General features: G+C 55.4%; 8 protein-coding genes. 6 read left to right on the forward strand and 2 right to left on the reverse strand.

Annotated features, from left to right (window positions below; translation table 11 throughout):
* Positions 1 to 41: 41 nt before the first annotated feature.
* Positions 42 to 2,888 carry a two-component system sensor histidine kinase RcsC gene (gene rcsC, locus ACERY3_RS11665; RefSeq protein ID WP_058841536.1) on the forward strand — a complete coding sequence of 949 codons (2,847 nt, stop codon included), beginning with the start codon at positions 42 to 44 and terminating at the stop codon, positions 2,886 to 2,888.
* A 90-nt stretch (positions 2,889 to 2,978) separates the two neighbouring features.
* Here rcsC and rcsB read toward each other — a convergent pair whose 3' ends face one another.
* Both rcsB and rcsD read right to left on the reverse strand, forming a co-directional pair.
* Positions 2,979 to 3,629: a response regulator transcription factor RcsB gene (gene rcsB / locus ACERY3_RS11670; protein WP_003859405.1), complete on the reverse strand. Its 651-nt coding sequence runs from the start codon at positions 3,627 to 3,629 to the stop codon at positions 2,979 to 2,981.
* A gap of 16 nt (positions 3,630 to 3,645) precedes the next feature.
* Positions 3,646 to 6,318 (reverse strand): phosphotransferase RcsD, encoded by a 2,673-nt coding sequence (rcsD, locus tag ACERY3_RS11675; RefSeq protein ID WP_373225704.1) that lies wholly within the window; start codon positions 6,316 to 6,318, stop codon positions 3,646 to 3,648.
* A 743-nt stretch (positions 6,319 to 7,061) separates the two neighbouring features.
* On the opposite strand from rcsD, the gene ACERY3_RS11680 reads away from it, so the two are divergent.
* From ACERY3_RS11680 to ACERY3_RS11700, 5 genes are all read left to right on the forward strand, one after another.
* Positions 7,062 to 8,174, forward strand: coding sequence for a porin OmpC (locus ACERY3_RS11680; protein WP_033146057.1), 1,113 nt, complete (start codon positions 7,062 to 7,064; stop codon positions 8,172 to 8,174).
* A gap of 114 nt (positions 8,175 to 8,288) precedes the next feature.
* Positions 8,289 to 9,344, forward strand: a complete 1,056-nt coding sequence (gene apbE, locus ACERY3_RS11685; protein ID WP_033146056.1) for an FAD:protein FMN transferase ApbE — start codon at positions 8,289 to 8,291, stop codon at positions 9,342 to 9,344.
* Between the two features lie 72 nt (positions 9,345 to 9,416).
* The gene (gene ada / locus ACERY3_RS11690) at positions 9,417 to 10,475 is read left to right on the forward strand and encodes a bifunctional DNA-binding transcriptional regulator/O6-methylguanine-DNA methyltransferase Ada (protein WP_058841534.1); all 1,059 of its coding nucleotides are present in this window, start codon (positions 9,417 to 9,419) and stop codon (positions 10,473 to 10,475) included.
* A complete protein-coding gene (gene alkB, locus ACERY3_RS11695; RefSeq protein ID WP_058841533.1) occupies positions 10,475 to 11,131 on the forward strand; it encodes a DNA oxidative demethylase AlkB in 657 nt (218 codons plus the stop codon). The genes ada and alkB overlap by 1 nt, the downstream gene beginning before the upstream one ends.
* 69 nt (positions 11,132 to 11,200) lie before the next feature.
* Complete coding sequence (locus tag ACERY3_RS11700) at positions 11,201 to 12,844, forward strand: multidrug ABC transporter permease/ATP-binding protein (RefSeq protein WP_058841596.1); 1,644 nt, start codon at positions 11,201 to 11,203, stop codon at positions 12,842 to 12,844.
* Positions 12,845 to 12,985: the final 141 nt, after the last annotated feature.

Below are 12,985 nucleotides of genomic sequence, written 5' to 3' on the forward strand. Positions count from 1 at the left end.
TAACCACATTCTTTTGACCCCGACGGCGGAGCCTCGCCCCCTTGAAATACCTCGTCTCCTTTCGTACTACGCTGAAAGTTTCTCGCTATCTGTTTCGGGCGCTGGCGCTCTTGCTTTGGCTGCTGGTGGCCTTGTTCTCGGTGTTTTACATCGTTAACGCGCTACACCAGAAAGAAGCGGAGATCCGCCAGGAGTTTAACTTAAGCTCCGACCAGGCCCAGCGCTACATTCAGCGAACGTCTGACGTGATGAAGGAGCTGAAGTATATTGCCGAAAATCGTCTGACGGCGGAAAACGGCATTCTTGCGCTTCGCGGGCGTAACGACAAAACCGAAGTCCCGGACTTCCAGCCGCTGTTCCCGGATTCCGATTGCTCCACCATGAGCAATACCTGGCGCGGGTCGCTGGAATCCCTTGCCTGGTTTATGCGCTACTGGCGCGACAATTTCTCCGCCGCCTATGACCTGAACCGCGTCTTCCTGATTGGCAGTGAAAATCTCTGCATGGCTGACTTTGGCCTGCGCGACGTGCCCGTTGAGCGTGACGATGCGCTGAAAAGCCTGCATGAACGTATTGTGAAATACCGCAATGCGCCGCAGGACGAGCGCGGAAATAACATCTTCTGGGTTAGCCAGGGCCCGCGACCGGGCGTGGGCTATTTCTACGCCCTGACGCCGGTTTATCTGGGCAATCGCCTGCAGGCGCTGCTGGGGATTGAGCAGACCATTCGCATGGAAAACTTTTTCACTCCGGGCAGCCTGCCTATGGGGGTGACCATTCTGGATGAAAACGGCCATCAGCTGATCTCACTCGCCGGGCCGGATAACCGGTTAAACGTTGAACCTCACTGGATGCAGGAGCGGTCGTGGTTTGGCTATACCTCTGGCTTCCGCGAGCTGGTGCTGAAGAAGAGCCTGCCGCCTTCGTCGCTGAGTATTGTCTATTCGCTGCCGGTGGATATGGTGCTTGAGCGGATACGTATTCTCATCATGAATGCGATTCTGCTGAACCTGATCGCGGGCGGGGCGCTGTTTACCCTGGCGCGCATGTATGAGCGGAAAATCTTTATTCCGGCCGAAAGCGACGCCCAGCGGCTGGAGGAACACGAGCAGTTTAACCGGAAGATTGTCGCGTCGGCGCCGGTGGGGATCTGTATTCTGCGTACCCAGGACGGAACCAACATCCTGAGTAACGAGCTGGCGCATAACTACCTGAACATGCTGACTCACGAGGACCGCCAGAGGCTGACGCAAATTATCTGCGGTCAGCAGGTTAACTTTGTCGATGTGCTCACCAGCACGCACACCAACCTGCAGATCAGCTTTGTGCATTCCCGCTATCGCAATGAAAACGTGGCGATTTGCGTGCTGGTGGATGTCTCCGCGCGCGTGAAGATGGAAGAGTCGTTGCAGGAGATGGCGCAGGCCGCGGAGCAGGCCAGCCAGTCGAAATCCATGTTCCTTGCCACCGTCAGCCACGAGCTGCGAACGCCGCTGTACGGGATCATCGGTAACCTCGACCTGCTGCAGACCAAAGAGTTGCCGAAAGGGGTCGACAGGCTGGTGACGGCAATGAACAACTCCTCCAGCCTGCTGCTGAAAATCATCAGCGATATTCTCGACTTCTCTAAAATTGAGTCTGAGCAGCTGAAAATCGAACCGCGAGAGTTCTCGCCGCGCGAGGTGATGAACCACATCAGCGCCAACTATCTGCCGCTGGTGGTGCGTAAACAGCTGGGGCTCTACTGCTTTATTGAACCTGACGTGCCGCTGACGCTGCACGGCGATCCGATGCGCCTGCAGCAGGTCATTTCTAATCTGCTCAGCAACGCCATCAAATTCACCGACGTTGGCTGTATCGTGTTGCACGTCTGCCGGGCGGGGGATTACCTGAGCATTCGCGTGCGCGACACGGGCGTCGGCATCCCGGCGAAGGAAGTGGTCCGCCTGTTCGACCCGTTCTTCCAGGTCGGGACCGGCGTGCAGCGTAACTTCCAGGGCACCGGACTGGGGCTGGCGATTTGTGAGAAGCTCGTCAGCATGATGGACGGCGATATCTCTGTGGATACCGAGCCCGGCATGGGCAGCCAGTTCACCATCCGTATTCCGCTCTATTCGGCGCAGTATCCGGCAAAAGCGACGGTGGACGGGCTGAGCGACAAGCGCTGCTGGCTGGCGGTGCATAACGCCTCGCTGAATGACTACCTGACGGCGCTGCTTGCCCACAGCGGCGTGAGGGTGTGTCTCTATGAAGGTCAAACACCGGATGTGGACGATGTGCTCATTGCCGACGAGATGCCGGACCAGCCGTGGCAGGGGAGAGGGTCGGTGCTCTTCTGCCGTCGCCACATAGGCATTCCTGTCGAGCGCGCGCCCGGGGAATGGGTACACAGTGTTGCAACGCCGCACGAGCTGTTGAGCCTGCTGGCGCGCATCTACAAAGTGGAGCTGGAAGAGCGCGACGGCGCGGGCGGATTGCCGTCACCGGAGTCTCTGGCGTCGGTGAATGACGATATGATGATTCTGGTGGTGGATGACCATCCGATTAACCGTCGCCTGCTGGCTGACCAGCTTGGATCGCTGGGCTACCAGTGCAAAACCGCCAATGACGGCGTGGATGCGCTGAATGTGCTGAGTAAAAATCATATTGATATCGTGCTTAGCGACGTCAACATGCCAAACATGGACGGCTACCGTCTGACGCAGCGCATCCGTCAGCTTGGCCTGACGCTGCCGGTAGTGGGCGTAACGGCGAACGCGCTGGCGGAAGAGAAACAGCGTTGTCTGGAGTCAGGCATGGACAGCTGTCTGTCGAAACCGGTGACGCTGGACGTGCTGAAGCAGACATTGTCGATTTACGCGGATCGCGTGAGAAAAACCAGAATATAAAAAAGGCCCGTAAGGGCCTTTTCGTTTTTTCACCCTCTCCCCGTGGGAGAGGGACGGGGTGAAGGCATCATGCCGCAAACCCGTCCGGGATCAATCCTTGTCCGTTGCGCTCAGCGTAACGGAGGAGAGATAGTTCAGCAGAGCAATATCGTTGTCCACGCCCAGCTTCATCATCGCTGATTTCTTCTGGCTGCTGATGGTTTTAATGCTGCGGTTCAACTTCTTGGCAATCTCGGTTACCAGGAAACCTTCTGCGAACAGGCGCAGAACTTCACTCTCTTTCGGGGACAGGCGTTTGTCACCGTAGCCACCCGCGCTGATTTTTTCCAGCAGACGAGAGACGCTCTCAGGCGTGAACTTCTTGCCTTTCTGCAGCGCAGCGAGCGCTTTTGGCAGATCGGTCGGGGCGCCCTGTTTCAGCACAATCCCTTCGATGTCCAGATCCAACACCGCGCTCAGGATCGCCGGGTTGTTGTTCATGGTCAGAACAATGATCGAGATATCCGGGAAGTGACGCTTAATGTATTTGATGAGCGTGATCCCATCACCGTATTTGTCCCCAGGCATGGAGAGATCGGTAATGAGCACGTGCGCATCAAGCTTTGGGAGGTTATTGATCAGTGCTGTAGAGTCTTCAAATTCACCGACTACATTCACCCACTCGATCTGTTCAAGTGATTTGCGAATACCGAACAGTACAATCGGATGGTCATCGGCAATAATTACGTTCATATTGTTCATGTATAAGGCTACCTTGCTACAGCAAGCTTTTGACGTAGGCGTCAATGTCGCTGATGTATTTTTCAATGCCAGAGGCATCTTTCTCACGAATTAGATGTTCCAGCGTTTCACATAACTGCTTGCCGGGAACCAGATTAAGCATGGCAAACACCCCTTTAAGCCGGTGTGCTGTCTGTGCCAGCGCTGCAAAATCATTCGCAGCGGACTCAGTATACAACCGCTTAACATCATCTGGTACTGTATCAACAAAGAGTGAATAGTATCCGCTGGCGTGAAGCTCGGCATTTTCATTGCCGCCTAACGGTGACTCCGTTATCTCTTCCTGCGCCAGCTGCTCTTCTATTAGTTGTAGTACAGCTTCCTGCATCGCATTGCTTATATTAAAGTTGACGCGCAGCTGGCCAGGGCCGATTTTCCGCACGCCTGACTCATCATCGCTTAAAAGCAAGCCGGAGGCAGTAAGATTAGACGGATTATCAGTTAAAAACAGATCAAATTCTTGACTTGCAAGTCTTTCATCCGGCGTGATGCAGGCCGCTCCCCAGTTTTCTAACTGACGAACGACAATATTGCGGATCTCGTTCGAGGTCACGTCGACCATCACCACGACGTCATCCAGCAGACGTTCTTCATCTTCTTCCTGCGGATTGGCCGCCATTTTCACGTGCAGAGAATAGCGGGTGCCAAGGGATTCACGGGCTTTGATATTCAGGTGACCGCCGAGCTTACGCGCCAGCTGATCGCACAGCCAGAAGGTCAGGGCATTGGCCTTGCCGTAGCGATCGCTCTGCGTGTCATTCAGGAACGGGAAGTGCAGATTATCAATTTCACTCGTTGTGACGCCTTCCCCGGTGTCCAGGATGCGGAACGTCAGACGGTCTTCTGCCGACTCCTCGGTGCTGACTTCAAGGGTGATCTTGCCGATCTGCGTGGTGGTCACGGCATACTGAATAATCATCAGCAGAATGCGGCGCAGCGCTTCGCGATCGCCGTGGCGTTCGTCATTCGCAGGGAGATTGTTATTGATCAGCAGCTGCAGCCCTTTGCGCTTGATGACGGGCAGTACTTCAGGCACCACTTCATCGATCAGATCCTGAATGGAGAAGAGGGCTGGCGTTCCCTTCCAGAAATCATTCTCCAGCATGTTCGCCAGCTGGATCTCATCAACCATTCTGACCAGCGAATCGGCCTGGCAGGCAAGCTGGTGGCTTTCAGAGGTATTTAACGCCGCCGCCTGGGTCGCCAGCGTTTTTAACGGCTGCTTGAAGGCATCGCCAATGTTCTGCATAAATGCGGCGCGCCCCTGCTGGTTTTTCTCATACAGCCTTTGCGCCTGCTTGAGCTTTTTATTGACCAGCACTTCGCGATCCTGGTCGCGAATAATGAAGATTTGCGTGCGGGGAGCCACCTGGCTGCGGAACTGACGGATCTCGTACAGTTCATTGTTGATGGTGGCCTGAATCACCCCCTGGTGTTGATCCGCCATGGTGGTGATGTTCTGCAGGTTAAGATGCGGCAGCAGATGGTCGGCAATTTTATTGCTCATCACCGTACGATTCGCTTCCTGGTCGTGAACCAGGACCCCAAGCGGCAGCACGGAAACAATCTCTTCATTCAGTGCACGCAATACGCGCAGCTCGTTGCTGGTGCCGGCCGGAACCGCAGAGGCGTCGCTCTGACGACCCGTCTGGAAACGGAAGGTGCTGTAGCCAAACAGGGCCAGAGCCAGCAGACCGATATTCAGCAGCAGAGGCAGCAGGATATTTTGCAGGGTGTCGAGCAACAGCGTGCCAAACGGCACCTGCCACACCAGGCGCATACCGGTCGAGTTCACCGATGAGGCAATTTCGATTTTCGAGCCGTTAAAGGAGATCGATACGCTCTCTGCGGCCTCTTTGTCAGACGCCGCACGCATGTTCTGGGTGCTGCTGTCTGGCTCCAGGCGGAAGCTGTCGAGCGGCATGTCCGGCGGAATTAAATCATTAATCGGTAAATCGAAGGCCACTACCGTCGCCAGATGTCCGGGCTGGTTGAACGTGGTGCGCAGGGTAAAATAATGACCGTTTTGCCAGGCCAGACGACGCAGGGAAGAGAAACTCTCACGTTCATCAAGAGCGTTCGCCTGCTGCAGCATCTCTGCCCGGCGGGAATCGACGATGCTGCCCACGGTTGTCTCTTTAAAGCCGGATGAGAGATCTTTTAACGGCAGCGTTGAGATCAGGATCATGCTGTTGTCCTGACCGTTCAGATAGTACATCGACCAAGGTACCGTTTCGGCACCCCAGAGGGTATCCAGATAGGTCGAAATACGCTGCGTCATCTCAAGCGTCGCGCTGTCGTGAGAGCCAAAAATAAGAGCCTCGGTCTTACGCTGCGGTTTTTCGAGATAATAGACATCCTGCTTAAGCCGCGTTTCCTGAAGTCCATCCCCGGACGAGGAGGTCGGGGCAGCAGCGATATTGTCGTAAATCTGCCAGGTGGCGTAGCGCCAGGTGTCTATGCGCTTGTGCACGGCGTGGGTGATATCCACGACCTGATAGCTCTTATCCTTCAGCCATGCGTTAACCGCGCTTTGTACCATCACCCCCATGGTGACTAACAGCACAACGATCAAAAGAAGAAAGAAACGGGTGATGCTCCCTGGGAGGAGGGAGAATTTGCTCGGGGCGGTAGTTTCAGTCTGACTCATTGATATCTTTAACCCGTTATGGTCGTGCTCTGTGGCGATAGGGCAGTATAAAGGGTAATAACTGAATTTCCAGCGCGACTGTCCGGGAAGAGGCGACTTTTTCTCCGGACAATATCGGCGGCGGGGAGTGCAGAAAACATGTACAAACTCGCCATGCGCGTACAAATAATCGACCCACGCCGTCAATAAATAGCACGAATTAACAAGAAATTAAGTTTTGCACCAATTTATGGACTTCGGAGAATACCCGACGAGAATTTAGTTAATAGTCGTTACAATTACGGTGCGGTAGCACAAAAAAAGAGAAGTTACGTAAAGAAAGGTAAAAAAAAACCGAATGCGAAGCATTCGGTTCAATTAGGGATAAACAGACATTCAAAACTGAATGACGGTAATAAATAAAGTTAATGATGATAGCGAGAGTTATTTTAGAGATTAGCTGCGATCTTGTTTTGTCATTCAGTGCTGTAACGGATTTTATTGTAACTTACTGATATTTGTGGGGTGATTTTTCCGTTTGATTATAAGTGCTAATTTTCTAAGCTATTTGTGCTTTGTAAAAGTTCCTTGATATTTACATTTTGAAACATGTTGATAGATGAATGAAACATCTTCAAAGTTTTCGTATCATATTCGCATTGGATTATTCTGTAATTTTGAGGAGAATGAAATTGCCGACTGGTTAATGAGGGTTAACCAGTAAGCAGTGGCAATTATAAGGCATATAACAGAGGGTTAATAAAATGAAAGTTAAAGTACTGTCCCTCCTGGTACCAGCACTCCTGGTGGCAGGCGCAGCAAATGCGGCCGAAATTTATAACAAAGATGGCAACAAATTAGATCTGTACGGCAAAGTCGATGGTCTGCACTATTTCTCTGACGACAAGGGTGCCGACGGCGACCAGACCTACATGCGTCTTGGCTTCAAAGGCGAAACTCAGGTTAACGATCAGCTGACCGGTTACGGCCAGTGGGAATACCAGATCCAGGGCAACACCTCCGAAAGCGAAAACGATGCCTGGACGCGTGTGGCGTTCGCGGGTCTGAAATTCGGTGACGCGGGTTCTTTCGATTACGGTCGTAACTACGGCGTAATCTACGACGTAACCTCCTGGACTGACGTTCTGCCAGAATTTGGCGGCGATACCTACGGCGCAGACAACTTCCTGCAGTCCCGTGCTAACGGCGTAGCGACCTACCGTAACCAGGACTTCTTCGGTCTGGTGGATGGTCTGAACTTTGCCCTGCAGTATCAGGGTAAAAACGGCAGCGTAAGCGGTGAAAACGTAGGTGGCCGTAGCCTGCTGAAACAGAACGGCGACGGCTACGGTGCATCCGTGACCTATAACCTGGGCGAAGGTTTCAGCGTGGGCGGCGCAATGTCCTCCTCCAAACGTACCGCCGATCAGAACGGCGCAAGCGTTTACGGTCATGGCGATAACGCAGAAGTCTATTCTGGCGGCCTGAAATACGATGCCAACAACATCTATCTGGCAGCGCAGTACTCCCAGACCTACAACGCAACCCGTTTCGGTACCTCTAACGGCGACAGCCCGACTACCGCTTACGGCTTCGCTAACAAAGCGCAGAACTTCGAAGTGGTTGCTCAGTACCAGTTCGACTTCGGCCTGCGTCCATCCGTGGCTTACCTGCAGTCTAAAGGGAAAGACATCGAAGGTTACGGCGATCAGGATCTGCTGAAATATGTTGATGTTGGTGCGACTTACTACTTCAACAAAAACATGTCTACCTACGTGGATTACAAAATCAACCTGGTTGATGAAAATGAATTCACCCGTCAGGCGGGTATCGGTACTGACGATATCGTCGCGCTGGGCCTGGTTTACCAGTTCTAATCGCTTCACCGTGTGACGTAAGGGGCCTGATGGCCCCTTTTTTGTGTTTCCCGGATTCTCACAACTCACCCGTTTTGGTGTACTCTTGCCGCCCTGGCATGAGGATAATAATGAATGGACATGACTTTTTTACGCGCCAGCTTTCTGGCTATGCTTTTTTTCCTGACCGCGTGTAACGATCCCACTCCCGTGGCGAAAACCGACGCACCCGCGGCGACGGTGCTCGAAGGCAAAACGATGGGCACCTTCTGGCGCGTCAGCGTGATGAACCTCGATAAAACGCGCACAGATGAACTTCGCGGCAAAATCCAGTCTCAGCTGGATGCCGACGATCAGCTGCTCTCAACCTATAAAAATGATTCGGCGCTGATGCGCTTTAATCTCTCCACCAGTACCTCCCTGTGGCCGGTGAGCGAAGCGATGGCCGATATCGTGACCGAATCCATACGCGTGGGTTACAAAACCAACGGGGCGATGGATGTGACCGTCGGACCTCTGGTGAACCTCTGGGGATTTGGCCCTAACAAACAGCCGATGACCACGCCTGAACAGGCGGCCATTGATGACGCCCGCGCCCGGACAGGGCTGCAGCATCTGACGGTGATCAATCAGTACGGGCAACAGTACCTGCAAAAAGATATCCCCGATCTGTTTGTCGATCTGTCGACGGTTGGGGAAGGCTATGCGGCGGATCATCTTGCTGCGCTGATGGCCCAGGAAGGCATTTCCCGCTATCTGGTCTCCGTGGGCGGCGCGTTAGTCAGCCGGGGGATGAACGCCAGCGATAAGCCGTGGCGCGTAGCGATTCAAAAACCGACCGATCGGCAAAATGCCGTGCAGGCGATAGTGGATATCAACGGTCACGGCATCAGTACTTCCGGAAGCTACCGTAACTATTACGAGCTTGACGGGAAGCGTATTTCGCATGTTATCGATCCGCAGACCGGCCGTCCCATCACGCATAATCTGGTCTCGGTGACGGTCATTGCCCCCACTGCGCTGGAAGCGGATGCCTGGGATACCGGATTAATGGTTCTCGGCCCGGAAAAAGCCAAAGAGGTGGTTCGCCAGGAAGGACTGGCGGTTTATATGATCACCAAAGAGGGCGACGGGTTCAAAACCTGGAGCTCGCCGCAGTTCAAGAGTTTCCTGGTGCACGACAAAAATTAAAAAGCAAGGTTGCGGGTTTTTTATCACTGGCGCTCAGGTACGCTCTATGTATGCTTACATGAGGAGCCGATAATGAGAAACCCGACCTTTATTACCGATGAGGATCGCTGGCAGGCCGTGCTGGCCCGCGATCCGCGCGCTGACGAGCGGTTTGTCTTCGCCGTGCAGACGACGGGAATTTTCTGCCGCCCGTCATGCCGCGCCCGCCACGCGCTGCGTAAAAACGTCCGCTTTTATCCCGATGCCCACCACGCCGTTCAGGCAGGGTTTCGCCCGTGCAAGCGCTGCATGCCGGACAAACGCGATCCGCAGGAGCAGAAGCTGGCAAAAGTGGAACACGCCTGTCGTCTTCTGGAGCAGGATCCCACGCTAACCCTGGAGGGGCTGGCGCAGCAGGTCGCCATGAGTCCTTTCCATTTCCACCGTCTGTTTAAGTCCGTGACCGGCATGACGCCAAAGGCCTGGCAGCAGGCGGCGCGAGGCCAGCGCCTGCGCACCGCGCTTGCACAGGGAGACAAAATTACCGACGCCGTGCTGGCGGCGGGTTTTCCCGACAGCAGCAGCTATTATCGTAAAGCCAACGATGCGCTGGGTATGACGGCGAAGCAGTACCGCAAAGGGGATGCGGCAGTGCGTTATGCCATCAGCGACTGTTCGTTAGGACGCTGTCTGGTGGCAGAAAGCGAGCGGGGGATCTGCGCGATCCTGCTGGGTGACAGCGATGCGGAATTAACCGAAGAGCTTGCCGCGCAATTTCCAAAAGCAGCACATGCGCCGCTGGAAGAGGATTTCGCGCAGCGGGTCCAGCAGGTGATTGTCAGTATTGATAATCGCGACGTACCGCTTGCGCTGCCGCTGGATATTCGCGGAACCGCGTTCCAGCAGCGCGTCTGGCAGGCCCTTCGCAACATTCCCTGCGGCGAAACGGCAAGTTACCAGCAGGTGGCGCAGGCGATTGGCCAGCCCAGTGCGGTACGCGCCGTTGCCGGAGCCTGTGCGGCAAACACGCTGGCGATTGTGATCCCCTGTCATCGCGTGGTTCGTAACGACGGCGCGCTGTCGGGTTACCGTTGGGGGATGGCGCGAAAAGCGCTATTACTGAAACGCGAGGCGAAACGCCAGGAGGGATAATGCTCGATCTTTTTGCGGATGCTGAACCCTGGCAGGAGCCGCTTGCGCCGGGAGCTGTGATCCTGCGCCGCTTTGCGCTCTCCCGTGCGGCGGCGCTGCTGGCCGGTATCGACGAGGTGACGGCGGTTTCGGCGTTTCGCCATATGGTGACGCCGGGCGGCTACACCATGTCGGTAGCCATGGCCAACTGCGGGGAACTGGGCTGGGCGACGAACGAGCGGGGCTATCTGTATGCCCCGAACGATCCCGCTACCGGCCAGCCGTGGCCCCCGATGCCTGCGGTTTTTCAGGCTCTCTGCCACGAGGCCGCCGTAGCAGCGCAGTATCCTGACTTTCGGCCGGATGCCTGCCTGATCAACCGCTACGCCGTTGGCGCGAAGCTCTCGCTGCATCAGGACAAGGATGAACCCGATCTGCGCGCGCCTATCGTTTCGGTATCGTTAGGTTTGCCTGCCGTCTTCCAGTTTGGGGGATTACGCCGCAACGACCCGCTCAAGCGCATCATGCTGGAACATGGCGATGTGGTGGTGTGGGGCAGGGAGTCGCGGCTGTATTATCACGGCATTCAGCCGCTGAAGCCCGGGGTTCACCCGCTCACGGGCGAGTACCGTTTCAACCTGACCTTCCGTCAGGCGGGGTACAGTAAACTAAAATAAGAATTATTCTTGATGTACACGCAGGGCAGTTTACACTGCTGGCTGATTTTTATTGTCCGGATTGCCTGCATGCAACTACTTCTCCTCGTCTGGCGTCAGTATCGCTGGCCCTTCATTGCAGTAATGGCGTTAAGCCTCGCCAGCGCCGCGCTGGGTATTGGCCTGATCGCGTTTATTAACGTGCGGTTGATTGAAATGGTCGATACCTCGCTCTCCGTTCTGCCGGAGTTTCTCGGCCTGCTGCTCCTGTTGATGGCGGTTACGCTCGGTTCCCAGCTGGCGCTGACCACGCTCGGGCACCATTTCGTTTTCCGTTTGCGCAGTGAGTTTATCAAGCGGATCCTCGATACCCAGGTTGAGCGCGTTGAGCAGCTCGGCAGCGCATCCCTGCTGGCGGGGCTGACCAGCGACGTGCGCGCCATCACCATCGCGTTCGTTCGGCTGCCGGAGCTGGTGCAGGGGATCGTTCTGACCTTTGGATCGGCTGCCTATCTCGCCTGGCTCTCCAGCAAAATGCTGGCGGTGACCGCCCTGTGGATTGCCATTACCATCTGGGGCGGCTTTATGCTGGTGTCGCGCGTCTATAAACATATGGCGGTGCTGCGCGAAACCGAAGATAAACTTTATAACGATTACCAGACGGTCCTGGAAGGGCGCAAAGAGCTCACCCTGAACCGCGAGCGCGCCGAGCATATCTTTAATCATCTCTATATCCCGGACGCGCGCGAATACCGTCATCATATTATTCGCGCCGACACCTTCCACCTGAGCGCGGTGAACTGGTCAAACATCATGATGCTGGGTGCCATTGGCCTGGTATTCTGGATGGCGAACGGCCTGGGCTGGGCGGACACCAACGTAGCGGCAACCTACTCGCTGACGCTGCTGTTTTTACGCACGCCGCTGCTCTCGGCGGTCGGTGCGCTGCCCACCCTGCTGAGTGCGCAGGTGGCCTTTAATAAGCTCAAAAAATTCGATCTCGCGCCGTTTAAAGCCGAATTCCCGCGTCCGCAGGCCTTCCCGAACTGGCAGACGCTGGAGCTGCGTAACGTCACGTTTCGCTATCAGGACAGCGCCTTCTCCGTGGGGCCGGTCAACCTGACGCTCCGCCGCGGTGAACTGCTGTTCCTCATCGGCGGCAACGGCAGCGGTAAATCTACGCTGGCGATGTTGCTGACTGGACTCTATCAGCCGCAGTCGGGCGAGATTTTGCTGGACGGCAGGGCGCTGAGCGCGGAGAAGCCCGAGGATTACCGCAAGCTTTTCTCGGCGGTGTTTACCGACGTCTGGCTGTTCGATCGGCTCCTGGGGCCGGAAGGGCAACCGGCCAATCCTGCGCTGGTGGAAAAATGGCTGGCGCAGCTGCAGATGTCGCACAAGCTGGAGTTACAGGACGGGAAGATCCTCAACCTGAAGCTTTCCAAAGGGCAGAAAAAGCGCGTGGCGCTGCTGCTGGCGCTGGCGGAAGAGCGTGACATCATCCTGCTGGACGAGTGGGCTGCGGATCAGGACCCGCATTTCCGCCGCGAGTTTTATCAGGTGCTGCTGCCGCTGATGCAGGAGATGGGCAAAACCATTTTCGCCATCAGCCACGACGATCACTACTTCATTCATGCTGACCGCCTGCTGGAGATGCGTGACGGCAAGCTGAGCGAGCTGACCGGTGAAGAGCGCGATGCGGCATCGCGTGACGCGGTAGCGCGCACGGCCTGATGACCTCACCCTGGCCCTCTCCCACAGGGAGAGGGGATAAATCGTGGCCGCGATGCCGCTTTTTTCTCCATCCCGCCGCGTTGTTTATTCTTATTTACATATCCCCGCGCTATGCTTAACCCCAACTCATTTAATGGATTT

This window comes from Enterobacter cloacae complex sp. ESBL7 (assembly GCF_041679625.1).
Taxonomy (GTDB): Bacteria; Pseudomonadota; Gammaproteobacteria; order Enterobacterales; family Enterobacteriaceae; genus Enterobacter; species Enterobacter asburiae_B.

Bases quoted from the DNA above. Each gene is read 5' to 3' on its own strand.
- alkB (WP_058841533.1), top strand. From the start codon at position 10,475: ATGCTCGATCTTTTTGCGGATGCTGAACCCTGGCAGGAGCCGCTTGCG.
- rcsB (WP_003859405.1), bottom strand. From the start codon at position 3,629: ATGAACAATATGAACGTAATTATTGCCGATGACCATCCGATTGTACTG.
- ACERY3_RS11700 (WP_058841596.1), top strand. From the start codon at position 11,201: ATGCAACTACTTCTCCTCGTCTGGCGTCAGTATCGCTGGCCCTTCATT.
- ACERY3_RS11680 (WP_033146057.1), top strand. From the start codon at position 7,062: ATGAAAGTTAAAGTACTGTCCCTCCTGGTACCAGCACTCCTGGTGGCA.
- apbE (WP_033146056.1), top strand. From the start codon at position 8,289: ATGGACATGACTTTTTTACGCGCCAGCTTTCTGGCTATGCTTTTTTTC.
- ada (WP_058841534.1), top strand. From the start codon at position 9,417: ATGAGAAACCCGACCTTTATTACCGATGAGGATCGCTGGCAGGCCGTG.
- rcsD (WP_373225704.1), bottom strand. From the start codon at position 6,318: ATGAGTCAGACTGAAACTACCGCCCCGAGCAAATTCTCCCTCCTCCCA.